Here is a 22,946-nt window from a genome sequence, read left to right as displayed (position 1 = left end):
ATGATCGTCACCACCACTCCCACCGTTGAGGGATACCCCGTGACCCAGTACCTGCGAATCGTCTGCGGCGAAACCATCGCCGGAGTCAACGCCCTCAAGGACATGGCGGCCGGGTTCCGAAACCTTGTGGGCGGTCGGTCCCAGACCTATGAGGCCGAGCTTGTTCAGGCCCGAGAGAGCGCTTTAGCCGAAATGGTGCAGCGCGCACAGGAGCTCGGCGCCGAAGGCGTCGTCGGCGTCGACATCGACTACGAGACGCTGGGCTCGGACAACGGCATGCTCATGGTGACCGCCTCAGGTACCGCCGTACGATTCTCTCCCGCTTCCTGAGCACACTCCTCGCACGATTAAGCGGCATCAGTCTGCGCAATGGACGCCCCGTCTGTGACGAAACAGACCAGTCACCCGAGCGTTGACTCCCGGACCACCAGCGTCGGAATGAAGGTCTCGCTGCACGCCCGCCCATCCTCGGCGAGAAGCAGTTCGGCGGCCGCGGCACCCATTTCACGCATCGGCTGATGCACGCTGGTCAGCGGTGTGATGAGCTCAGCTGCGAACGAGATATCGTCATAACCGACAACGGCCACGTCGCCGGGAATCGATAGACCGCGACGACGTATCTCCCGCATGGCACCGATCGCCATCTGGTCATTGGCACAGAAGATCGCCGACGGCGGGAGCGGAGCATCCAGGAGCCTGGCCGCTCCCGCCGCCCCGGAAGCCGCGTCGAAACTTCTCGAGCCGACCTTGGACTCGACATCCTGAAGAACCTCTACAGGATCGAGCCCTCTCGCCGTGAGCTCCTTGAGGACACCGTCGTGCCGGTCCTTCGCCTGTCGTATAACGAGGGGACCGTTGACGAAGCCGATTCTGCGATGGCCGATCTCCAGCAGGTGAGAGATAGCAGCTCGAGCGCCCGCGACATCATCTCCGACAACGGTGGACATTTCAGGAATGGGTGGATGGTCCATGAGAACTACCCGAATACTGCGCTCCACGAGCATTCCAAGTCTGTCCAGCGTCGTGGCCGAGGGCATGATGATGACGCCTCGTAAGCTCATGCCGACCAGTAGCGACAGGATCTCCTGCTCGCGGGCAGAGTCGGCATCCGACGAGCACAGCATCGGTACGCACCCCGACTCGTGCAAGCGATCTTCAATTCCACGGGCTGCTTCAGTGAAAAAAGGGTTGGACACATCATGGACGACAACTCCCACAACGCTCGACCCCCGATCACGCAGGCGGCGCGCAGTCTCTGAACGCACAAACCCCAGAGACGCGATAGCCCCCTCCACACGCTTGCGAGTCACCTCAGAGACGCGTTCAGGATGATTGAGCACGTGGGAGACGGTGCCCACAGACACACCTGCGCGGACAGCGACGTCTCGCACGGAAGGACGCACTGACACACCTGTACCCACAGCACCCCTTAGGTTGAGCGGAAGCGCGAGCACAGCCACCCCATCTCTCGATGGCGACAGCGCTCTGAGTCATTTGGCATCGCCCCCTGCCGCCCGGCACTACGGGAGCCGGGCGACATCATCCCATGAAAATCGGCCTGGGTCGCGCAGCACCGACGTGCCGAGGCCATCAAGCACACCCGCCTCAACAGAGGTTGCCACTTAAAGTGAGCGATGCTACATTGATTGAAACGATTCATTTCAATCGGCCCCACACCTACTGCTCCCCCTCACGGACAAGGATGTTCGATGACCACGACCACCTCACTCTCCGCATCAGCCGACCGGGATCAGCTCACGACGCTTCTCGATCACACGGCACAGCGCTCGCAGCAGCGCTGCTGCTTCCTGCTCCGGGTACGTCCCGAACGTCTGACCGAGTACATCGAGGTTCACCAGCACGTCTGGCAGGACATGCGCGACGCTCTGAGCAACGCCGGTTGGCGCCGGTACTCCTTGTTCCTGCGACCCGAGGACGGCCTCGTCGTCGGCTACTTCGAGTCCGATGACACCGCCGCCGCAATGAGGGCGATGGAGGACGAGGACGTCAATACACGCTGGCAGACGGAGATGGCCCAGTACTTCGTCCAGCCCAGCGGCGGTACGCCCGAGATCCTCGCCCAGTACTTCTACCTCGCATAAGGCCCTGTTCCGCCCACCTACAGATCTCTCAAGGAGGAGAGAATGGCTCGCACCCCTCTAACCGGTTGGAAGGCGACTGCCGCCGTCTCCATGTCGAACTACATCGACTCCGGTTCCATCATCGCGATCGCAACATCACTCGGCTTCTGGGGCAAGGCGTACTTCCCCGACGACGACGGCACCATTGCCGGCCTTCTGGCTGCCTTCAGCGCCAACGCCTTCGGCGCCGCCATCGGCGCCCTCATCGGCGGGCCTCTGTGCGACAAGTACGGACGTAAGTTCATCTACACCTACGACCTGCTCCTCTACGCCCTCGGTGGTCTCGTCGTCGTCTTCACGACCAACCTGGCCATGCTCTTCGCCGGCTTCATCATCATCGGACTGGCAGTGGGAGCCTCCGTTCCCGCGGGCTGGACCTATATCGCGGAGTTCGCTCCCACCAATCAGCGCGGCAGGCACATCGGCGCCACCCAGCTCGCCTGGTCCTTCGGCCCGTTCATCGGCTTCGGCCTGGCGGCGGCGCTGACTCCGTTGGGCCTGCTCGGCAGCCGCATCATCTTCGCCCACCTTGTCGTCATCGCCCTGGCCACCTGGTACATCCGGCGCGGCCTTGAGGAGTCCGAGACCTGGGAGGCCGCCAAGGGTGGAGCGGACGCCAAACCCCCTTCGATGTGGGCATCCTTCCGCAAGCTGTTCAACCGTCGCGTCAACATCACCGCCCTGGTGTTCCTCGCGGTCATCTACACATGCTGGAACCAGGCGGCCTCACAGAACGGGATCTTCCTGCCCACGATCCTCAGCTCCATGGGTTACGAGACTTTGCAGACCGACCTGTTCTCCATGCTCTCCTGGGGCTTCGTCATCGTCTCCACGTTCATCTTCATGGGTCTGGTCGACCGGATGCCCTACCGCTGGCACTATCTGGCGGGCGGACTGCTCGCCATCGCGTCCTGGATCATCCTGGTCTTCGGCCCGTCCGACGCCGCCTGGACCGCTTTCGGCTACACGATCATCTGGGGCCTCTCAGCAGGTCCGTCAGCGCAGGCCTTCTACTCCGTGTGGTCTCCCGAGCTGTTCGCGACCCCGTACCGCTCGGCGGCCCAGGGCATCGTCTTCTTCGTCGTGCGTCTGGCCTCCGGTCTCATCTCCCTGATCTTCCCCGTCATCCTCGCCCGCCCGGGCGGACTGCTGATCGACGGCGTCATCCTCATCGGATTCCTGGTGGTCGCCACCGCCGTCGGAACGATCGGCGCCCCCAGGACCCAGGGAAAGAGCCTGGAGGAGATCGAGATCGAACGTTATGGAGAACGCGTGATCAACGCGTGATCGCCGACCGGTCGAGGCCGGGCCTTATGAGAGCCGGGCCTCGGCCACCCCGCTGCACCTGGGACGAACCCGCCTTCAGAACCACGCACTCTCGCCCCAAACCATTGACAACCCACCGAATCAGACCCACAGGAACGGAGAACCGCTATGCCCAGCCCAACCCTGTCCGACCTATCCCCGGAGACACTCAACCTGCTGAAGACCCAGACAATCGAGCTGCCCAGCTGGGCCTTCGGCAACTCAGGCACTCGTTTCCGCGTCTTCACCACCGCAGGCGTCCCCCGTGACCCGTACGAGAAGATCGACGACGTCGCTCAGGTCAACGCCTTCACCGGCATCACCCCTCGAGTCTCCCTTCACATCCCGTGGGACAAGACCGACGACTACGACACCCTTCGCCGACACGCCGAGGACCGAGGCATTCGGATCGGAACGATCAACTCCAACGTGTTCCAGGACGAGGACTACAAGCTCGGCAGTCTGACCAATCCTGATGAGCGGGTTCGCGCCAAGGCGATCGCCCATCACCTGGAGTGCATTGACATCATGCGGGCCACCGGCGCCCCGGCACTGAAGATCTGGTTACCGGACGGAACGAACTACCCCGGCCAGGACTCCATCCGCGAGCGCCAGGACCGACTTGCCGACTCCCTGTCCCAGATCTACGCGGCGCTCGACGACGACCAGTTTCTTGTCCTGGAGTACAAGTTCTTCGAGCCCGCCTTCTACCACACTGACGTACCGGACTGGGGCACCAGCCTCGTCCACTGCCTTTCCCTCGGCGAGCGAGCCAAGGTGGTGCTGGACACCGGGCACCACGCCCCGGGAACGAATATCGAGTTCATCGTCGCCCAACTGGTCCGCCTGGGACGTCTGGGAGCCTTCGACTTCAACTCACGCTTCTACGCCGACGACGACCTCATTGTTGGGGCGGCCGACCCCTATCAGCTCTTCCGCATCATGAACGAGATCGTCGCCGCCGGGGCGCTGGCACCTGACTCCGGTGTCAACTTCATGCTCGATCAGTGCCACAACCTGGAGGAGAAGATTCCCGGAGAGATCCGTTCGGCGACCAATGTCCAGGAGGCCACTGCCAAGGCGCTGCTGGTGGACCGGGAGGCCCTGAAGGCGGCTCAGCTGGCCGGCAACGTCCTGGCGGCCAACGACATCTTCATCGATGCCTTCAACACCGACGTGCGACCGATGCTCGCCGAGCTGCGAGAGTCCCAGGGACTGGCCCCCGATCCGATGCGGGCCTTCCTCGATTCCGGGTACCTCGAACGCATCCGCTCGGAGCGCGTCGGAGGCAACGCCGCAGGTTGGGGGGCCTGAGTCCCTGACGGATCCGGAGCGGGGCAGGCAGGCGGAGCCCCTGCCCCGCCCGACCGGTCCCAGATCCCTCCCGGATCCACTCCTGACACCAACCTCCGAAAGGTTCTCTCATGTCCGACGCCACTCCCGTCCACATCGGTGCGGTGGACCTCGGCGCCTCCTCCGGACGCGTCATGGTCGGCACCATCGCCGACGGACACCTCTCCCTCACCGAGATCCGCCGTTTCTCAAACAGCGTCGTCCCTGTACCTACCAGTGACGGCGAGCGTCTGTTCTGGGACGTGCTCCACCTGTGGAACGAGGTACGCCAGGGGCTGCTCACCGCTGTTCGCAGTGTCGGCCCTCTTTCCGCGATCGGCATCGACACCTGGGCGGTGGACTACGGGCTGGTCAATTCCTCCGGCGCCTTGTCCACCCAGGTCCACGCCTACCGCTCAGCACGCACCCAGGGGGTTCCCGAACAGGTCTTCGCCAGGATCCCCGCGCAGGAGGTCTACGCCATCAACGGGTTGCAGGTGCAGGACTTCAACACATTGTTCCAGCTCATGGCCCAGGAACGAGACGACGGCTTACCTCGAGAGCCTGACGGCACCAACACCCACACCTTGCTGCTCCTGCCGGATCTTCTCGCCTGCTTCCTCACCGGCAAGCGGATCGCCGAGGTGACCAATGCATCGACCACCGGACTGGTTGATGCATGCCGCAGGACCTGGTCCCTTCCCCTGCTGAAGCGCCTGCGCACGGAGATCGGTCTCGACCTGGATGATCTCCTTCCTGACATCATCGAGCCGGGAACCGTCATCGGAACAGTTCGGCCCGAGGCGGCGGATATCGTCGGCCCTGACGGGAGGCCCACTCCCGTCATCGCTGTCGGCAGCCACGACACGGCCTCAGCAGTCGTCTCCGTGCCGGCCACGGATTCCGACTTCGCCTACATCTCCTGTGGAACCTGGTCGTTGGTCGGCCTGGAGCTTGACGAGCCGGTGCTCACTGAGGCCTCTCGGGCCGCCAACTTCACCAATGAGCTCGGTGTCGACCACACCGTTCGCTATCTCAAGAACATTATGGGGCTCTGGGTTCTCAACGAGGCCGTTCGCACCTGGCACGACCAGGGCATGGAGATCGCCCTGCCTGAGGCCGACGCCGCCGCGGCAGACGCCGAGCCGTTACGAACCGTCGTCGATATCAATGATGCCTCCTTCTACAGTCCCGGCGACATGGCGGCGCGCATTGATGAAGCCGCACACGCCACCGGACAGCTGTGTCCTCGAGATATCGGGGAGTACATCCGCTGCATCAATGACTCCCTCGCCCTGGCCTACCGCCGCGCGGTGCGCCAGGCGGTGGAGCTCTCGGGGCGAGAGGTGAAGGTGCTGCACATCGTCGGCGGTGGTATCCGCAACCGGCTTCTGTGTCAGCTTGCCGCCGACGCAACCGGGCTCCCCGTGCTAGCCGGCCCTGCAGAGGGCACGGCCCTGGGAAACATTGTCATCGCCGCTCGAGGAGCCGGTGTGATCGACGGAAATCTGAGCGACCTACGGCGCCTGATCCGTAGCTCAAGTCGGCTGACGCGGTACACGCCCAACCTCGACGCCTCCTCCGACTGGGATGACGTAGAACGTCATCTCTTCGGCTGATCCGCGCCCGACCAGCCTCCCTCCGCACGAGAAAACACACGACTGGAGACAACAGAACCATGACTACTCAGAAGACCACTCACCTGACTCTGGATAAGATCCTTGCGCGAATAGGAGCCGCTGGACTCCGGCTGGATCATATGAACGCCGTTGAGGCAGGTGCTGGCAATATCTCGGTGTCGGTCACCGCAGACGCCGACGAACTGGGTCTGGCCGAGCACCTTCCGCAAGCACATCCTGGTACGAAGCTGCCACTGCCGGCTCCGGCGCTAGCCGGCCGGACAGTCTTCGTCACCGGCTCAGGATGCCGCCTACGCGACATTGCCGGCGCGCCCGAGGCGAATGTGTCCGCTTTCGTAATCGACGATGGCGGAGCCACCGGTACCTGGTACACCCACCCGAAACGGGAGTACCTGAGGCCGACGAGCGAGTTCAACTCCCATCTGTCCGTCCATAACGATCAGGTTGAGCGGCGCGCCGTGGGCTTTCAATCCGTCATCCACGCCCAGCCCCCTTACCTGGTCCAGCTGTCCCACATGAGAGATATCCGTAGCACCAAGGAGCTCAACCGCCGCATCCTGCGGTGGGAGCCGGAGACGATCGTTCAGCTGCCGTCTGGCATTGAGGTGCTCGACTTCATGGTCCCCGGCTCTCAGATGCTGATGGAAAGCACTGTGAAGGCCTTGCGCGATCACGTCATGGTCATGTGGTCCAAGCACGGGGTCATGGTGCGCTCCGATACCGACCCCTTGGCCGCCGTCGACAAGGTGGAGTATGCCGAGACCGGCGCCATGTACGAGGTCCGCAACCTCATGACGGGAGGTCTCGGTGAGGGGGTTACCACCGATGAACTGCGCGCGGTTGCCAGAGCATTCAATGTTCCGACCGACCTTCTCTGACGTCATCACGTCGATCTGACCACAGTGGCGTCTCATGACTTCTGAGCGATGATGAGCGCCCCACTCCACTAGGAAGACTCTTGACTCACTGAAACGACCCGACCGCGATTTTCCCAGATTTTTCCCAGGATTCTGTCCCTCGTCTTCACAGGGTAAGGGCGTTACATAGTCATCACCGCCGGACAGGGACGGTCTCGAGGGTTGGGGAGCCCAGTGACAGATCGCGACTCTGAGATGGTGTCGGGTCATAGGGAGCCCGGCGTCGCCGCTCCGGCGAAGGAGGAACCTCCTCCTCGGGTGCATGGGACCCCGGGTTGCAGGTGGGACCTCGCGAGGCTTGGGCCCGCGGTTCGGACTTCCGAACCGCGGGCCGAGTCCTTTCTCAGCCCCGCTGACACGCCCTCCCTGGCTTCTCCTGTCCCACCCTCGCGCTATCAGAGAATTCGTAGAGACCGCGGCGGACGAGGTACGCCAGGATAGGACGCATGACCGACTCAGCACAGCCCGTCTTCTCCCGCCGCTCCACCGCTCGCGTGAGCACGGACCGCCCTTCGCGCTACGGCAAGCAGCTGGCCGCTCACATGGGCCGCAAGATCACCAGCTCGTGGGATGAGGCCGCCCAGGCCGGTTCCCTGACCTTCGACCGCGAGGGGACGACCACCGGCGTCGTCGGGCTCTCCTGTCATGAGGGCGTCCTCCAACTCGACCTGGCCGCCGACGACGAGCACCTCGAGCGCCTCGAGCAGGTCACCGGAATCCACCTGGCCCGTTTCGGCGCCAAGGAGGGCCTCGTCGTGAGCTGGATCCGTCAGGACGGGACCCCGGGCACCACCCAGGGGCCGCTGACTCCGGAGGATCTGGAACGCATGCGTGCCGAGCGCGAGGCCCGCCAGGCCTCATCCTGATGAGGCATCGCGCGTTCGTAGGGCAGGTCGCGCGTTCGCACCCTATAACCCTCGAACGCGAGCCCTCAGGTACGACCCCGACGGCGGCTGCCTACGCGGCCGTCTCCTCGTCGGCGACGGGGTTGCCCACGCGCAGCATGAGGAGCAGACCGGTGGCCAGCACGGCGACGATCCCGAGGATCCCCCAGTAGTTCGCGCCCGGACCGACGATGCGCGTCCCCAGGTAGATGAAGATGCCGTACATCGCGGGCGCCATGAAGGAGACCGCGCGCCCGGTCGTCGCGTAGAGGCCGAAGATCTCTCCTTCCTGCCCCTCCGGGATGAGGCGGGCCAGGAAGGACCGGGCGGCCGACTGGGCCGGCCCCACGCAGGCCGACAGGAGCAGGCCCAGCACCCAGAAGGCCACGGTCCCGGCGGTGTGCAGGAAGAACACCAGCAGTCCGGCCACCACCAGGATGATGAGGCTGGCCATGATGACGTTGCGCGGGCCGAAGCGGTCATCGAGCCGCCCGGCCCAGATGGTGGCGATGCCGGCCACGATGTTGGCCACGATGGCGAAGATGATGACGTCGCCCGATGAGAAGCCGAAGGTGTTCTGGGCGATGATGCCGCCGTAGGTGAAGACCCCTGCCAGCCCGTCCCGGAAGACGGCGGCGGCCAGCAGGAACCACAGCAGGCGCGGCTGGAGGCGGTGCAGCTGGAGCAGGGTGCGCCACAGCAGCTTGTAGGACGTCAGGATCGATTCCTTGTGCCTGCCCTGATGGGAGACGGCCTCCTCCGGCTCAGCCTCCATGGCGGCCCGGTCTCGTCCCGGTTCAGCAGTCACCATCCCCTCACCGACCTCCGCGACGTCCTCGGCGCTGGAACGCCCAAGGCTGCGGGAGCGGTTGATGAGGACGGGAAGGGCGGACACACCGAACCAGGCCGCCGCCACCAGCATGGCGACACGCACCCCCATCCCGCTTCCAGCGGCGAAGGAGATCAGGGGGCTCGGCCCCACGAGGGCGACGTAGAGGATGAGCAGCAGGACGATGCCGCCGAGGTAGCCCATCCCCCACCCCAGGCCACTGACGGCACCGATGCGGTCCTTGGAGGCCAGGTGGTTGAGGATGGCGTTGTAGTTGACCGAGGCCAGCTCGAAGAAGATGTTGCCGAGTCCCAGCAGGACGATGCCGAGCCACAGGTAGCCGGGCTCAGGTCGCACCAGGAACAGAGCAGCCGAGACCACTACCACCACCGCGGTGTAGCCCCCGAGCCAGAAGACGGTTCGCCCGCCTCTGTCAGAGCGCTGCCCGGTCACCGGCGCCAGCAGGGCGATGAACAGACCGGCGATGGCCAGGCCGATGGACAGCGCCGACTCGTTGTCCGCCTTGGCCCCGAAGGAGTCACTGACCAGGTAGACGGTGAAGACGAAGGTGGTGATGACCGCGTTGAAGGCCGCCGACCCCCAGTCCCACAGGCCCCAGGCGATGACGGGCCAGGACAGGAGCCGGGTGCTGGAGCCGGCCTGCGTCGGAGCAGTCACTGTCGTGCTCATGGAAGAGACGATAGAACCATCCGGGCCGGTGAAGGTACCGAAAGGGGAACAGACCTGATAGTCAGTTCTCCCCGTTCCCCTCGGCGGGGCGACTCCTCTGAGCGGGCCGCTGCTCCAGGAGCAGCTCGGCCAGCGCCAGATCCATCGGCGTGGTCACCTTCATGGCGCGCTCGTCGCCGGGAACGACGACGACGCTGCCGCCACTGGCCTCAACGAGGCCCGCGTCGTCGGAGGCGGCGAGCGCCTCGTCTCCGGCCCGCGCTGCCCCGGCACGATGGGCCGCGACGAGCACGGAGGTCGCGAAGGCCTGGGGGGTCTGGACCGCCCGGAGCCGGTCCCGCCGGGGGGTGCCGACGACGGGCTCGGGCTCCCCCTCCTGGCGGGCCTCGACCTCCTTGACGGTGTCGGTCACGGGCAGCGCCGGAACCACGGCCTCGTGTCCGGCTCGCACGGCGGCGATCACCCGCTGCGTCACCTCCGGCGGCGTCAGCGCCCGCGCGGCGTCGTGGACGACGACGACGTCGGCCTGCGGCACGGCGGCCAGGGCCGCCGCGAGCCCCAGGGCCACGGAGGCCTGCCTGGAACGGGGCGACCCGGCGACGACCTCGATACCGCCGCACCGGCCCGCCTCAGGCCCGGCTGATTCGTCCGACAGGCCCTCGAGCTCGACGCGGAAACGGTCGGCCTCCTCGGCGGGGGCGGTGACGACGATGTGGCTGACGACGCCCGAGGCCATGAGTCCTGCCGCCGCCCGCCGCAGAAGGCTGACGCCACCCACCGGGACGAGGGCCTTGGGGACCCCGGCTCCCAGACGAGAACCGGAGCCCGCCGCAGTGAGAACAGCGACCGCCCCACCCGGAGCGGAATCGGGCGGGGCGGATGATTGCGATGAAGGGCTGGTGCTCACGAGCAGGACGCTACCGCGTACCCGACGGCCTGAGCACGAGCGCTGCGCGACCTAGGAGGCGAGGACCTCGTCCAGGCGGGACTCTGCCTCCTCCTCGGGAGTCTTCTGGGCCAAAGCCAGCTCGGAGACGAGAATCTGGCGGGCCTTGGCGAGCATGCGCTTCTCGCCTGCGGACAGACCGCGGTCCGTGTCACGACGGGAGAGGTCGCGCACGACCTCCGCGACCTTGATGACATCCCCGGAGGCGATCTTCTCCTGATTGGCCTTGAAACGGCGAGACCAGTTCGTGGGCTCCTCGGTCAGCGGCGCTCGCAGCACCTCGAAGACCTTTTCCAAACCGGTCTCGTCAACCACGTCACGGACACCGATGAGCTCAACGCTTTCGGCGGGAACCAAGATGGTCAGGTCACCCTGGGCCACCTCGAGCTGCAGATACGTCTTCTCCTCACCGCGTACCTTGCGCTGCCGGATATCAATGATCCGGGCGGCTCCGTGGTGCGGGTAGACGACAGTCTCACCGACTTCATAGGTCATAAGGATGACTCTCCAGACTGGTTTGCGGACCTCTAGTTTATCAGGTCATTCCGCGCAAAGATCGGGGACGTATCTCACAGAGGTCACGTCGGGTGAGGCCTGGGACCGGGGTCGAAAACTCCGGTGTCACCCGCACACGCAGATCAGTGCTCCGAGTCCCCATCCAGGCGATAGCCGAGTCCCCTGACCGTGGTGATAAGAACCGGTTTGGAGGCGTCCGACTCAATCCTGCCCCGGAGTCGTTTGACATGGACGTCCAGAGTTTTCGTGTCGCCCCCGTAATCGGGCCCCCACAGACGCTCAATGATCTGGCTGCGGGTGAGCACGCGGCCGGGGTTTCGCAGAAACAGCTCCAGGAGCTCGAACTCCCGCAGCGGCATGGCGACCACCTCGCCGTCGACTCTGACCTCGTGCCGTTCGACGTCCATCCGCACCGGGCCGGCGCCCAGAACCGGTTCGGACTCGGGGGTGGCGGCGCGGCTACGGCGCAGAACCGCCTTGAGCCTGGCCAGGAGCTCCCGGTAGGAGTAGGGCTTGGTGACGTAGTCGTCGGCCCCGATCTCCAGGCCGACGATCTTGTCCAGCTCGGTGTCCTTAGCAGTGAGCATGATGACCGGCACGGAGGAGGTGCGCCGGATGCGCGTGCACACCTCGGTCCCGTCCAACCGCGGCAGCATGAGGTCCAGCAGGACCAGGTCGATGGGGCCGACACCACCGGGGCGCCGGGAGGCCTCGAAGATCTCGACGGCGCGCTGACCGTCCTCGGCCTCGACCACCTCGAAGCCGTCGCGCCGCAGGCCGAAGGCGAGCGGGTCGCGGAAGTTCTCCTCATCCTCGACCAGGAGGATTCGAATCGGACCGCTCACCGGCATCATCGGCGACGTGGCCGACGCACCGGAGGGTGCGACCGGCCCTGCACCCGCCCCAGTGCCCGACGCTGCGGAGTGCCCGGCCGGGCTCATGACCCGCTCCCCGAGGAGTCACCCGCTGCGGCGTCGGCGGGCTCGCCCTCGGGCAGGCGCGGCAGCACGAGGGTGAAGGTGGAGCCGCGCCCCGGGGCGGACCACAGCTCGACGGTGCCACCGTGGTCGGCGGCCACGTGCTTGACGATACTCAGGCCCAGGCCGGTGCCGCCGGTGGCCCGCGAGCGGGCCTTGTCGACCCGGTAGAAGCGTTCGAAGACGCGCTCCTGCTCCTCCTTGGGGATGCCGATGCCCTGGTCGACCACGGCGATGCGCACGATGTCGGGGTCCTCCGCGTCCAGCGAGACGCCCACCGAGACCCGGGTGCGCGGCTCGGAGTAGCGGATGGCGTTGTCCAGCAGGTTGCGCACGGCGGTGGTGATGAGGGCGGCGTCGCCGCGCACCCGCAGCCCCTTGGTCCCCCCGGCCACGAGGGTGATCTGGCGGCCGTCGGCCTCGACGCGCACCCGGTCCACGGCCTCGGTGACGACGTCGTCGATGTCGACGGCCTCGGGCTCTGCCAGGGCGTCGCCCTCCTGGAGGCGGGTGAGCTCGATGATCTCCTGGACCAGGACGCCCAGGCGCCGGGCCTCCTTGCGCATGCGCCCGGAGTAGTCGCGCACGAAGTCGGGGTCGTCGGCACCGGCCTCAACGGTCTCGGCGAGCAGCTGGATCGCGCCGACCGGGGTCTTGAGCTCATGGGAGACGTTGGCGACGAAGTCGCGGCGCATGGCCTCCACCCGGCGGGCGGCGGTGTGGTCCTCGATGAGGATGAGGACACGCCCCTGGCCGATGCCGGCCACGCGCACCTGCAGGTGGAACTGGCCCGCGCCCGGCACCCGCCCCCGAGCCACGGTGACGGCCGCGTCCTGCGCCTGGCCCGAGGCGCGCACGCGGCTCACCATCGCCACCACGGTCGGCTCGATGACGGCGTCGTCGCGCACGATGTTGAAGGTGTAGGCCGACGCCGAGGCGCGCAGGACCTCGTCGTCGTCATCGAGGACGACGACTGTCGAGCGCAGCGCCGCCAGCACCGGGACGGCCGTGTCGGTCCCGGCCAGGCCGGCCAGGTCGGCGGCGCTCGTGGCCGCCCTGCGCTCACGCCGGGACAGCGCGATGCCGATCACCACCCCCAGGCACATGAGGCCGGCGGCGGCGAGGAGGAGAACGGTGACGGTCAGGCCCACGCTTCTAGGGTAGTTGAGTCCCCACGGCGCCTACCGGCCGGCTCCGGCCCTGGGCGTGCCGCTTGCGGCGGCGTCGTGGGGCTGCTGTGCTTAGGGACAACATCCTTGGCGGCGGCCTCGGCGGGATCGTCGAGCAGCGCCGTCGAGCCACATCGCCGACCGGCCCGATCCATCGGCCCTCGCCCGGAACAGGAGCAACCTCATGCGCGCCATCTTCAACCAGGAGCTCAAGCAGCTGGGCTCCGACCTCGAGTCCATGGCCAACCAGGTCGCCACCGCGATCGAGCGGGCCGCGGAGTCCCTGCGCCAGGGGGACATCGTCATCGCGGAGCAGGTGATCGACGCCGACGAGCGCATCAACGACCTCCAGCGCGACATCGACGACCTGTGCGTCATGCTGCTGGCCCGTCAGCAGCCGGTGGCCGGGGACCTGCGTAACGTGCTGTCCGCACTGCGCATGGCCCAGACCCTGGAGCGCCAGGGCGACCTGGCTCGCCATGTGGCGGCCATCGCCCGCGGCCGTTACCCCGAGCCGCCGCTGCCCGAGCCGGTCCTGGGCCTCATCCTTGAGATGGCGGACCTGGCGGTGCGCGCGGGCAAGGACGTCGCCCGCCTCATCTCGACGCGGGACCTGGAGCTGGCCTCCGTCATTCAGACCAACGACGCCGAGCTCGACGCCCTGCACCGCCGCTCCTTCCAGATGATCCTGGATCCGGCTCACGACCTGAGCCGCCAGCAGGTCATCGACGCCGTCCTCATGGGCCGGTTCCTGGAGCGCTTCGGCGACCACTCGACGTCGGTGGCCAGCCGCGTGGCCTACCTCGTCTCGGGCGCCTCCATGCCGGAGACGCACGACGCCGAGGATGCCGACGCGCTCCACTGAGCACCCGAGACTGACGAGACGGGCGGCGTCGGACCTTCCTGCAGGTTCGACGCCGCCCGAGTCATTCAGAATGCGACAGGCCGCCGGGGCTCACTTGCCCTGGTTGGCCACTGCCGCGATCTTGGCCTCGGCCTCGGGGTCGAGGTAGCGGCCGCCCTTCTTGAGCGGCTTGAGGGTCTCCTCGTCGAGCTCGTAGACCAGCGGGATCCCGGTGGGGATGTTGACGCCGGCGATGTCGTCGTCGGAGATGTCGTCGAGGTGCTTGACGATGGCGCGCAGCGAGTTGCCGTGGGCGGCGATCATGACGGTCTTGCCGGTCTTGATCTCGGGGACAATGGTGCCCTCCCAGTAGGGCAGGAGGCGCTCGAGGACGTCCTTGAGGCACTCGGTGGCGGGGATGGGCTCACCGGCGTAGCGGGGGTCGGTGTCCTGGGAGAACTCGGAGCCGGGCTCGATGGCCGGCGGCGGCACGTCGTAGGAGCGGCGCCACTGCATGAACTGCTCCTCCCCGTACTCGTCGCGGATCTCCTTCTTGTTCTTGCCCTGCAGGGCGCCGTAGTGGCGCTCGTTGAGGCGCCAGTCTCGCTCCACCGGGATCCAGTGGCGGTCGGCGGCGTCCAGGGAGAGGTTGGCGGTCATGATGGCGCGGCGCAGCATCGAGGTGAAGAGCTTCTCGGGGAGGACACCGGCCTCCTTGAGGAGCTCGCCGCCGTGGACGGCCTCGGCGCGGCCCTTGTCTGACAGCGGGACATCGACCCAGCCGGTGAAGAGGTTCTTCGCGTTCCATTCGCTCTCGCCGTGGCGGAGCAGTACGAGGGTGTAAGCCATGGGCCTATCCTGCCAGGATCACAGGCATGGCGCGAGGCCCTGAAGGCCGACCTCGGTGGGTGAGAGCGCAGCGCCACCCGCTCCCGCACTCATTGAGCTCATCAGGTAGCCCGCCGGATTCACTATGCGGACTGTCAAGGGTACCGGCGCATCGGCTCGGCGGCACCACTCACAGCGATACCGCCCAGTCACGGGATGAATTCACGTATTGAAAACACAACGGCTCTGGCGATGCGCCTGAGCGCATGACCAGAGTCGAGGTGCGAGGTGGCAATCAGCTCGAGAATGACTCGACGCGGGGTGCCGGCTCAAGTGAACCCGGCGCCTCCTTGTTCCCTCAGTTGCCGGGGTTGACCTCGTAGTAGGCCTTGCGCACCTCAGCGGAGACGCGACCGCGGTCAGAAACCTCAAGGCCCTGCTCACGGGCCCACTCGCGAATCTTCTGAGTGTCAGAAGGACCGCTGGAACGGCGACGACCGGAACTACGACGACCGCCGGTGCGACGCGCCTTTCCGACCCATTCCTCAAGGGACTCACGAAGAGCGGCTGCGTGCTCGTCGTTCAGGTCGATCTCGTAGGAGACACCATCAAGGGCGAAGGTGACGGTCTGATTGGCCTCGGACCCGTCGACATCGTCGACGAGGATGACCTGAGTCTTCTGTGCCATGATTCCTCATTCTGACTGGGGGGAGCGGGTCGGAAGGATGTATCCCGCTGCGGACAACGTTAGATTAAACAATAGTCGCCCTCAATGCAACACAGTTTTCGCCGCCCGCATTACCGGCCACCCGCCCGCTAATCACACGGTGATGCGTGGCGTCATACCACCCCGGACGCCTTGATGGTCGAGAAGAAAACTGTGAAAGCACTGAGGCACCCTTTGGAGATCCTCACGAGACCCAGTCGAACAATCCGGACACGACACGCACTCTCCCCCGACCCGCTAGAGGTATCCAACGATCAGTCAATCCGAGACGTCACATCTCCCAGATGACTCTCAGACAGCAGTAGGGGATTCTCTCAGCCGGAAGAGAATGTCCATGTCACCGCGGTTCTTGCTCTGCGGACGCCTCATGTGAAGCCGGGAGAATCCACCCCGGACCGAACCATCACCCACCTCCAACACTCGACGGCGAAGGATTTCAGCCACACGACCATCCCGGAAAGCGCGCACACGGAACAACCGCCGGAGCCACCGAATGTGCCGGAAGGCACATCGAGGGGCCACAGGTGAGGAGCAGGGGACACAAAAGCCCCGGGAGGCATTACCTCCCGGGGCTGAACGAGCCGCCTGTGGGAATCGAACCCACGACCTATTCATTACGAGTGAATCGCTCTGCCGACTGAGCTAAGGCGGCGCTGGCACAAGCAGCAGAGCCGAACATACCGGCCCTACGGCCGCCACCGCAATCCAGCGCCACAAGGAGAGCCGTGTTCCTCGACACAGTCAACCGTCCTCCTTGCCGCATCACAGCCGCGTCCGGAGACAGAGGCTCCTCCCTAGCCCCAGAAATCCCCGGTTTCCCCCGGCTCGGCAGTGGAACATGACAGCGGCCGGGCGCATCCTGGAGAGGATGCGCGGTCGGTCTCAGAAGCCGCCTCGTACCATCCGAACCGACCGGTCCCGGTATTCTCCGCACATCACATTCACCAGTCTCCCTCTCCGTAAGGATCCCCATGAGCGAGTCTCCGTCCAGTCACTCCCCCACCTCTTCATCGCCACAAGCGGGTGCTTCACCTTCGCCCTCCAGCACTTCCCGGCACGACCAGATCCAGGACCGTGGCGACGCCGGATACAACAAGGCTCTGAAGAATCGCCATCTCCAGATGATCGCCATTGGCGGCTCCATCGGCACGGGCCTTTTCATGGGTGCCGGCGGCCGGCTCAAGGACGGCGGGGCGGGACTGATGTTCGCCTATGCCGTCTGCGGAGTCTTCGCCTTCCTCATGGTGCGCGCTCTGGGCGAGCTCGCCATCCGCAGACCCTCCTCCGGCGCATTCGTCTCCTACGCCCGTGAGTTCCTCGGTGAGAAGGGCGCCTACATCACCGGCTGGTTCTTCTTCCTGGACTGGTCGGTCACCGTCATGGCCGACATCACGGCCGTGGCCCTCTACCTCCACTACTGGACGGTGCTGAAGGTTGTCCCGCAGTGGGCCTTCGCGCTCATCGCACTCATCCTGGTCTTCATCCTCAACATGCTTAACGTCAAGATGTTCGGGGAGGCTGAGTTCTGGTTCGCACTCATCAAGGTCGCCGCCATCGTGTCCTTCATGGTGGCGGCCATCGTCGCTATTTTCCTCGGGCTTCACACCGGAACAGACTCAGATGGAGGGGCGATCACCGCAGGGGCTCATAACATCCTCGGAAACGGGGGCTTCTTCCCGGAGGGATTCCCGATCGTCTTCGCCCTGACCCTCGGTGTGGTCTTCGCCTTCGGCGGCACGGAGATGGTAGGAGTGGCCGCCGGAGAGGCGAAGGACGCGGAGAAAATCCTTCCCAAGGCGATCAACTCAATGATCCTGCGTATCTTCGTCTTCTACGTCGGCTCGGTCATGCTGCTGGCGCTGGTCCTTCCCTACACGTCCTATTCGAAGACCGAGTCGCCCTTCGTCACCTTCTTCTCCGGGATCGGCGTGCCCTATGCCGGCGACATCATCCAGGTCGTGGTCCTCACCGCCGCGCTGTCCTCTCTCAACGCCGGCCTGTACGCCACCGGGCGCACTCTGCGCTCCATGGCCGTGGCCGGCGAAGCACCTCGGGTGGCGGCGGGACTCAACAAGCACCAGGTTCCCGCCGGAGGCATCATCATCACCTCCTCCCTGGGGCTGCTCGGCGTCATCCTCAACGCCTACCTGCCCGGTGACGCCTTCGACATCGTCATGAACCTGGCCGGAATCGGCATCGCCGGAACCTGGGGAGCCATCCTCGTCACCCACCTCGCCTTCCTGCGCCGGGTGCAGGAGGGCAAGGAGGTACGACCGGCCTACCGGATGCCCTTCGCCCCCTGGAGCAACTACGCGGCCCTGGCCTTCTTCACCGTCGTCGTCGCCTCGAACGTGGCCGACCCGGCGGGACGTTGGACCCTGGGCCTGTTCACCATTGTCGTTGTCATGATGGTGGCGGGCTGGTACGCGGTGCGAGGACGCATCCGGGGCGACCTGCTCGATGAGGTCCTCGCCGCCGAGGTGGACGGGGCCGCGTCCGCCCCGGCGCACGAGGCCTGACCGACAGGAGGCTGAGCCCATGCACGTCCACATCACCTACACCGGAGGAACCATCGGGATGGTGGACTCCCCTCACGGCCTCGTACCCGGCGCGGATCTGGAGGGGTGGCTCGACTCGCTGCTGGCGGGCACGCCCCTGGCGGACTCGGTGACAGTGACCTCGCTGGACCCGCTCATCGACTCCTCGAACGCCACCCCTCTGTCCTGGCAGGCGATCGTGGATGACCTGCGCGCCCACGCCGCTGCCGACCCACAGGCCGCCTTCGTGGTCCTGCATGGGACCGACACGATGGCCTACACCAGCGCCGCCCTGTCCTATGCGCTGACGGACCTGTGCGTTCCCGTCGTCCTCACCGGTTCCCAGCTCCCGCTCGGAGAGGTGGGAAGCGACGCCTCGGCGAATGTCACCGGGGCGCTCAAGGCCGCCACCTCCGGGCGCATCGGCGGGGTGACACTGTTCTTCGGCAATCGGCTCCTGGCCGGCAATCGGGCGACGAAGTCCTCCTCGTGGGCCTTCGCCGGCTTCGAGTCCCCCAATGCGGCCCCTGTGGCCACCACCGGCGCCCCATGGCAGTGGGCTCAGACCGCGCGGGCGGGGGCCGGTTGGGGGGATGCCGCTCCCTACTCCCGCCACGACGTCGTTGTGGTCGACCTGGTCCCGGGCATCACTGCGGCGCGTCTGGAGGCACTGCTGACGCCGCTGCCCGAGGCCGTGATCCTGCGGGCCTTCGGAGTCGGCAACGTACCGTCCCTCGAGCCGGGGCTGACCGACGTCGTCGAACGGGTGATCGCCGCCGGGACGGCCGTCATCGTCACGTCCCAGTGCCACGAGGCCGAGGTCCTCCTGGGGCACTATGAAGCCGGTGACGCGCTGGCTCGCAGTGGCGCCGTCGGCAGCCGCGACATGACCCTGGAGGCCACCTACGCCAAGGTCCAGTTCCTGCTCTCGCAGGGACTGGCAGGTGACGATCTGGCCAGGTGGATGGGACGCTCCATCGCCGGCGAGCTGAGCGAGTGAGCCGAAGGGGCCAGAAGCCCCGCAGCTCCGGCGGCTCCACCGCCCCGCTGAAGAATCGGTCCCGGATGACCTGAACGTCGTCCGGGACCGATTCTCACGACCTCCGGGAGCCGGGCCTGCCGGACACCCCCGCGATGGTCAGCAGGTGAGTCCCTTGTCCGGCATCGTCCCGTTGAGCAGGTAGGTGTCCACGGCCTTCTTGACGCAGTCGTTGGAGCGCCCGTAGGCGGTGTGGCCGTCACCCTTCCAGGTCAGGAGCTGGCCGGACTCGAGCTGATCGGCCAGCGCCTGGGACCAGGCGTAGGGCGTGGCCGGGTCACCGGTGGTGCCCACCACGAGGATCGGTGCGGCACCGGAAGCCGTGATCTTCTCGCGCTTGCGGCTCGACGTGTGGCCCCAGCCCTGGCAGTAGGCGTTGGGGTAGAGCAGCTGGGAGCTGAAGGTGGGTGAGGCCTCCTTGACGGCCTTGGCATTCTCCTCCCAGGAGGCGTTGTCCCCCTGGACCGGGTAGTCCAGGCAGTTGACCGCCATGAGGGCCTCAGTTCCGTTGTTGGAGTAGCTGCCGTCGCCCTTGCGGGAGGAGATGGTGTCGGCGATGGTCAGCAGCGTGCTTCCGTCCGGCTTCCCCATCTTGCCCATCGCCTGGGACAGTCCCAGGTTGAGGGTGGGCCACAGCTGGGTCTGGTACATCGATCCCAGTACCCCGTACACAGCCAGGTCGTAGGTCAACGGCCGCTTGTCGTCGGAGGTCGGGAGCGGCGCCGTCTTCGTGGACTCGAGGAACTCGCGGATCTGGGAGACGCCGGAGTCGACGTCCCCGCTCAGGGGGCAACCCACCTTGGAGCTCTGACAGCTCTGCACGTAGGCCCGCAAAGACGCCTCGAAGCCCTTGGCCTGGCCCATGGCCAGCTCCTCAGCACCCAGGGTGGGGTCGACGGCGCCGTCGAGGACCAGCCGCCCCGTGTTGGCCGGGAACAGCTCGGCGTAGGTGGCCCCCAGGTAGGTGCCGTAGGAGAAGCCCAGGTAGGTGAGCGCCTGCTGGCCGTCGACCGCACGCAGGATGTCGAGATCCTTGGCGGCACTGATGGTGTCGATGTGGTCCAGGAGTCCCGAGGTGCTGGTTTTCGACTCGCACGAGGCGTTCATCTTCTGAGCCCGCTCCTGGGTGGCCGTGGCCGAAGGGATCGCCGGGTCGTTCGCCCCGGCCCGTTCGGCGTCGAGCTCGGCGTCGGTCAGGCAGTCGACGGCCGTGGAGGCGCCCACACCCCGCGGGTCGAAGCCGACGACGTCGTAGGAGTTGGTGAGGTTCTTGGAGAAGTAGGAACCGACGCCGTCGACCAGCTCGATGCCCGACCCTCCCGGCCCGCCCGGGTTGACGAACAGCGACCCGACCGAGTCCTCGCTGGCGGCCCGCTTCTTCACTGCGATCTCAATCGTCTTGCCGCCGGGGTTGTCGTAGTCCAACGGCACCTTGACCTTGGCGCAGGTGAAGCCGGTGTCCTGCCCCGACTTCGCCTTAGCCATCCCCGTCTTGGCACAGGCGTACCAGGAGACCTTCTGGTTGTAGAAGCTCTCCAGCCCGGCCGGGACCGCTGCCGAGGCCGACGCCGTTGCCGGCGAGGCCTTGATGTCGGTTTCGTCCTGGCAGGCGGTCAGGCCCGCGCACGCAAGAAGCGCAGCGAGCGCCGAGACCAGACGCTTGGTACGAGGCTGATGAGAAGTCGCAGTAGTCACGACGTGAACCCTATGTTGCCGAACCACTGGGGGCCTCCTCCTGAAGGCGGAATGGGGACAAGTTCCCGTCGAGGCGCCCGGGCCATGGACGGGCCGGCCTCACTGACCGTTCTTGCAGGTCAGACCCGGCTCGGGCACGGTCCCGCTGATGAGGTAGGCGTCAACGGCGTTGTGAATGCATGGACCCGAGCGCCCGTAGGCGGTGTGGCCGTTGCCCTCCCAGGTGAGGAGCCGACCGGACTCGAGCTGATCGGCCAGCGCCTGGGACCAGGCGTAGGGCGTGGCCGGGTCACCGGTGGTGCCCACCACCAGGATGGGGGCCGCCCCCTTGGCGTGGATGGGTGCGGGCTTGCGGGTCCCGTTGTGCCCCCAGGCCCGGCATCGCGCATCCTGGTTGCTCAAGGCGGCGCCGAAGGTCGGCGAGCTCTGGAGGTTCTGCCGGTACTCCTTCTCCCAGCTGGTCACGTCGCCCTGGACGGGGATGTCCTGGCAGTTGACGGCGTAGAAGGTCGGTGTGCTGCTTCCGGCCGTCGCCCTCCCGTAGAGCACCTGGACGTAGGAGCCGTCCTTCTGGGTGATGGCCTGGTCGAGCGCGTAGGTGAGGAGGGGCCAGTACTCGGAGGAGTACAGGAAGCGGCGGACAACGCTGCGGATCGTGCGGCCGTCCACGGTGACATTCGGGTCCGCGGTCTTCAGCGGCGTCTGGTCGGCCGAGGTGATGAGAGCCCGGATCTGCTGCACCCCGGCATCGGCGTCACCCGTCAGCGGACATCCTTGGCCCTCCTGGACGGCCTGACCGGACTGGCACTGCTCGACGTAGGTGCGCAGCGAGGTCTCGAAGCCCTTGGCCTGCCCGGCGGCCCGGCCACCCAGTGACAGGGTGGGGTCGACGGCGCCGTCGAGGAACATGCGGCCGGTGTTGGCCGGGAACAGGTCGGCGTAGATGGCCCCCAGGTAGGTACCGTAGGAGAAGCCCAGGTAGTTGAGCTTCTGGTCCCCGGACAGCGCCCGCAGAACATCGAGGTCCCGGGCCACCGAGACGGTGTCCACATGGTCGAGCAGCCCGGCCGGCTTGGTGTGGGCGGCGCAGTTGGCCTCCTCCTGCTTGAAGTCCTTGGTGATCTCGTCGATCAGGGTCGGGAAGCTGATGTTGCCCTCCGCACCGCCGTCGGCGGCAGGATCCTGGGCGTCCCGGAAGGGGGTGGGGTCGTCTCCGACGGCGTCGGCGATGAGGGAACCGGGCAGGGGGTCGTCGACTCCCATGCCCCCCTGGGCGGCTCCGGCGGGCTGCTGACCTGCGCCGTCGTCGCAGGTGATGGCGGTGGAGGAGCCGACGCCGCGGGGGTCGAAGCCGATGATGTCGTGGGCCTGGTTGACGGTGGGCGAGAACTGGGTCTCGTTGTTCTCCACCATGTCCACCCCGGAGTAGCCGGGACCGCCGGGATTGGCGAAGAGGGTGCCCTGGCGCGTCGAGCCGGTGGCCAGGTGCTTCTTCATCGCGATCTCAATGGTCTGCCCATCCGGCTGGGAGTAGTCCAACGGCACTGTGACCTTGGCGCACTGAAAACCGGTCTTGTCAGCCGACTTCTCCATCCCACCGGTGGCTGCGCAGTCATACCAGTCGACCTTCTGACCGTAGAAGGACTCCAGCCCCTGGGGGACCGCCGCCTTGGCAACCGGAGCCGGCCCCGCAGCAGGCACCGCCGCGGCAGGAACCACGGCCCCCGCCCCCAGGCACACACCCGCCACAGCAGCCAGCGCCCCAGCAGACACCCGACGGCGCCTTGAAGCGACTCGTCGCGGACCGGAGAATTCATTCACGCCATTTTTCATGAACGTTATATTACAAACAGTAAACGGAACATGCCCGCGTCATGTGCAGGCATCTGAGGGACGAAAAAGAAGCGTGGTTGGGGCGCTTGACTCCAGC

At 66.3% G+C, this 22,946-nt stretch carries 20 protein-coding genes and 1 tRNA gene; 10 read left to right on the top strand and 11 right to left on the bottom strand.

Annotated elements, in window-relative coordinates; translation table 11 throughout:
- The gene (locus RIV12_RS07755) at nucleotides 1–330 is read left to right on the top strand and encodes a heavy metal-binding domain-containing protein (protein WP_309323047.1); all 330 of its coding nucleotides are present in this window, start codon (nucleotides 1–3) and stop codon (nucleotides 328–330) included.
- 71 nt (nucleotides 331–401) lie between these two features.
- Here RIV12_RS07755 and RIV12_RS07750 read toward each other — a convergent pair whose 3' ends face one another.
- Entirely contained in the window at nucleotides 402–1,391 is a 990-nt protein-coding gene (locus tag RIV12_RS07750; RefSeq protein WP_143224100.1) for a LacI family DNA-binding transcriptional regulator, read from the bottom strand.
- A 318-nt stretch (nucleotides 1,392–1,709) separates the two neighbouring features.
- Between RIV12_RS07750 and RIV12_RS07745 the strand changes: the two genes are divergently transcribed.
- From RIV12_RS07745 to RIV12_RS07720, 6 genes are all read left to right on the top strand, one after another.
- Complete coding sequence (locus RIV12_RS07745; protein ID WP_075418197.1) at nucleotides 1,710–2,102, top strand: L-rhamnose mutarotase; 393 nt, start codon at nucleotides 1,710–1,712, stop codon at nucleotides 2,100–2,102.
- A 42-nt stretch (nucleotides 2,103–2,144) separates the two neighbouring features.
- Nucleotides 2,145–3,428 carry an MFS transporter gene (locus RIV12_RS07740; protein WP_075418198.1) on the top strand — a complete coding sequence of 428 codons (1,284 nt, stop codon included), beginning with the start codon at nucleotides 2,145–2,147 and terminating at the stop codon, nucleotides 3,426–3,428.
- Between the two features lie 147 nt (nucleotides 3,429–3,575).
- Nucleotides 3,576–4,760, top strand: a complete 1,185-nt coding sequence (rhaI, locus tag RIV12_RS07735; protein ID WP_309323046.1) for an L-rhamnose isomerase — start codon at nucleotides 3,576–3,578, stop codon at nucleotides 4,758–4,760.
- 110 nt (nucleotides 4,761–4,870) lie between these two features.
- Nucleotides 4,871–6,397, top strand: a complete 1,527-nt coding sequence (locus tag RIV12_RS07730) for a rhamnulokinase (protein WP_309323045.1) — start codon at nucleotides 4,871–4,873, stop codon at nucleotides 6,395–6,397.
- Between the two features lie 59 nt (nucleotides 6,398–6,456).
- Nucleotides 6,457–7,296 carry a class II aldolase/adducin family protein gene (locus tag RIV12_RS07725; protein WP_309323044.1) on the top strand — a complete coding sequence of 280 codons (840 nt, stop codon included), beginning with the start codon at nucleotides 6,457–6,459 and terminating at the stop codon, nucleotides 7,294–7,296.
- A 485-nt stretch (nucleotides 7,297–7,781) separates the two neighbouring features.
- Nucleotides 7,782–8,201, top strand: coding sequence for a DUF2218 domain-containing protein (locus RIV12_RS07720; RefSeq protein WP_075418202.1), 420 nt, complete (start codon nucleotides 7,782–7,784; stop codon nucleotides 8,199–8,201).
- Between the two features lie 91 nt (nucleotides 8,202–8,292).
- On the opposite strand, the gene RIV12_RS07715 is transcribed toward RIV12_RS07720, so the two are convergent.
- The 5 genes from RIV12_RS07715 to RIV12_RS07695 form a co-directional block, all read right to left on the bottom strand.
- Nucleotides 8,293–9,738 carry an MFS transporter gene (locus RIV12_RS07715; RefSeq protein WP_309323043.1) on the bottom strand — a complete coding sequence of 482 codons (1,446 nt, stop codon included), beginning with the start codon at nucleotides 9,736–9,738 and terminating at the stop codon, nucleotides 8,293–8,295.
- A 61-nt stretch (nucleotides 9,739–9,799) separates the two neighbouring features.
- Entirely contained in the window at nucleotides 9,800–10,645 is an 846-nt protein-coding gene (locus RIV12_RS07710; RefSeq protein ID WP_309323042.1) for an IspD/TarI family cytidylyltransferase, read from the bottom strand.
- Between the two features lie 51 nt (nucleotides 10,646–10,696).
- Nucleotides 10,697–11,179, bottom strand: coding sequence for a CarD family transcriptional regulator (locus RIV12_RS07705; RefSeq protein WP_003779424.1), 483 nt, complete (start codon nucleotides 11,177–11,179; stop codon nucleotides 10,697–10,699).
- Between the two features lie 143 nt (nucleotides 11,180–11,322).
- Nucleotides 11,323–12,054 carry a response regulator transcription factor gene (locus tag RIV12_RS07700; protein ID WP_075418205.1) on the bottom strand — a complete coding sequence of 244 codons (732 nt, stop codon included), beginning with the start codon at nucleotides 12,052–12,054 and terminating at the stop codon, nucleotides 11,323–11,325.
- An 83-nt stretch (nucleotides 12,055–12,137) separates the two neighbouring features.
- Nucleotides 12,138–13,328 (bottom strand): sensor histidine kinase, encoded by a 1,191-nt coding sequence (locus RIV12_RS07695; RefSeq protein ID WP_309323041.1) that lies wholly within the window; start codon nucleotides 13,326–13,328, stop codon nucleotides 12,138–12,140.
- Between the two features lie 202 nt (nucleotides 13,329–13,530).
- Between RIV12_RS07695 and phoU the strand changes: the two genes are divergently transcribed.
- Complete coding sequence (phoU, locus tag RIV12_RS07690; protein ID WP_003787867.1) at nucleotides 13,531–14,211, top strand: phosphate signaling complex protein PhoU; 681 nt, start codon at nucleotides 13,531–13,533, stop codon at nucleotides 14,209–14,211.
- A 90-nt stretch (nucleotides 14,212–14,301) separates the two neighbouring features.
- Here phoU and RIV12_RS07685 read toward each other — a convergent pair whose 3' ends face one another.
- From RIV12_RS07685 to RIV12_RS07675, 3 genes are all read right to left on the bottom strand, one after another.
- Nucleotides 14,302–15,039, bottom strand: a complete 738-nt coding sequence (locus RIV12_RS07685; RefSeq protein WP_009746805.1) for a phosphoglyceromutase — start codon at nucleotides 15,037–15,039, stop codon at nucleotides 14,302–14,304.
- A gap of 337 nt (nucleotides 15,040–15,376) precedes the next feature.
- Nucleotides 15,377–15,706, bottom strand: coding sequence for a histone-like nucleoid-structuring protein Lsr2 (locus RIV12_RS07680; protein WP_009395062.1), 330 nt, complete (start codon nucleotides 15,704–15,706; stop codon nucleotides 15,377–15,379).
- A gap of 618 nt (nucleotides 15,707–16,324) precedes the next feature.
- Nucleotides 16,325–16,397: transfer RNA gene (locus RIV12_RS07675), tRNA-Thr, on the bottom strand.
- Between the two features lie 319 nt (nucleotides 16,398–16,716).
- Between RIV12_RS07675 and RIV12_RS07670 the strand changes: the two genes are divergently transcribed.
- Together RIV12_RS07670 and RIV12_RS07665 are read left to right on the top strand one after the other, a co-directional pair.
- A complete protein-coding gene (locus RIV12_RS07670) occupies nucleotides 16,717–18,264 on the top strand; it encodes an amino acid permease (RefSeq protein ID WP_309323040.1) in 1,548 nt (515 codons plus the stop codon).
- 19 nt (nucleotides 18,265–18,283) lie between these two features.
- Nucleotides 18,284–19,282, top strand: coding sequence for an asparaginase (locus tag RIV12_RS07665; protein WP_309323039.1), 999 nt, complete (start codon nucleotides 18,284–18,286; stop codon nucleotides 19,280–19,282).
- A gap of 138 nt (nucleotides 19,283–19,420) precedes the next feature.
- Here the strand turns inward: RIV12_RS07665 and RIV12_RS07660 are convergent, their stop codons facing one another.
- Together RIV12_RS07660 and RIV12_RS07655 are read right to left on the bottom strand one after the other, a co-directional pair.
- The gene (locus RIV12_RS07660; protein WP_309323038.1) at nucleotides 19,421–21,043 is read right to left on the bottom strand and encodes an alpha/beta hydrolase; all 1,623 of its coding nucleotides are present in this window, start codon (nucleotides 21,041–21,043) and stop codon (nucleotides 19,421–19,423) included.
- A 72-nt stretch (nucleotides 21,044–21,115) separates the two neighbouring features.
- On the bottom strand, nucleotides 21,116–22,849 hold the full coding sequence (locus RIV12_RS07655; protein WP_309323037.1) for an alpha/beta hydrolase: 1,734 nt from the start codon (nucleotides 22,847–22,849) through the stop codon (nucleotides 21,116–21,118).
- Nucleotides 22,850–22,946 lie beyond the last annotated feature (97 nt).

The organism is Actinomyces stomatis (genome assembly GCF_031292835.1).
In the GTDB taxonomy this organism is placed as follows: domain Bacteria; phylum Actinomycetota; class Actinomycetes; order Actinomycetales; family Actinomycetaceae; genus Actinomyces; species Actinomyces stomatis.
Note: the sequence above shows the minus strand (reverse complement) of the source record. Positions and strands in the feature narration are given on the sequence as shown.

Coding starts and splice junctions, on each gene's coding strand:
- RIV12_RS07705 (WP_003779424.1), bottom strand. CDS start 11,179: ATGACCTATGAAGTCGGTGAGACTGTCGTCTACCCGCACCACGGAGCC.
- RIV12_RS07680 (WP_009395062.1), bottom strand. CDS start 15,706: ATGGCACAGAAGACTCAGGTCATCCTCGTCGACGATGTCGACGGGTCC.
- RIV12_RS07700 (WP_075418205.1), bottom strand. CDS start 12,054: ATGATGCCGGTGAGCGGTCCGATTCGAATCCTCCTGGTCGAGGATGAG.
- RIV12_RS07745 (WP_075418197.1), top strand. CDS start 1,710: ATGACCACGACCACCTCACTCTCCGCATCAGCCGACCGGGATCAGCTC.
- RIV12_RS07730 (WP_309323045.1), top strand. CDS start 4,871: ATGTCCGACGCCACTCCCGTCCACATCGGTGCGGTGGACCTCGGCGCC.
- rhaI (WP_309323046.1), top strand. CDS start 3,576: ATGCCCAGCCCAACCCTGTCCGACCTATCCCCGGAGACACTCAACCTG.
- RIV12_RS07720 (WP_075418202.1), top strand. CDS start 7,782: ATGACCGACTCAGCACAGCCCGTCTTCTCCCGCCGCTCCACCGCTCGC.
- RIV12_RS07755 (WP_309323047.1), top strand. CDS start 1: ATGATCGTCACCACCACTCCCACCGTTGAGGGATACCCCGTGACCCAG.
- RIV12_RS07665 (WP_309323039.1), top strand. CDS start 18,284: ATGCACGTCCACATCACCTACACCGGAGGAACCATCGGGATGGTGGAC.
- RIV12_RS07670 (WP_309323040.1), top strand. CDS start 16,717: ATGAGCGAGTCTCCGTCCAGTCACTCCCCCACCTCTTCATCGCCACAA.
- RIV12_RS07740 (WP_075418198.1), top strand. CDS start 2,145: ATGGCTCGCACCCCTCTAACCGGTTGGAAGGCGACTGCCGCCGTCTCC.
- phoU (WP_003787867.1), top strand. CDS start 13,531: ATGCGCGCCATCTTCAACCAGGAGCTCAAGCAGCTGGGCTCCGACCTC.
- RIV12_RS07725 (WP_309323044.1), top strand. CDS start 6,457: ATGACTACTCAGAAGACCACTCACCTGACTCTGGATAAGATCCTTGCG.
- RIV12_RS07685 (WP_009746805.1), bottom strand. CDS start 15,039: ATGGCTTACACCCTCGTACTGCTCCGCCACGGCGAGAGCGAATGGAAC.
- RIV12_RS07655 (WP_309323037.1), bottom strand. CDS start 22,849: ATGAAAAATGGCGTGAATGAATTCTCCGGTCCGCGACGAGTCGCTTCA.
- RIV12_RS07715 (WP_309323043.1), bottom strand. CDS start 9,738: ATGAGCACGACAGTGACTGCTCCGACGCAGGCCGGCTCCAGCACCCGG.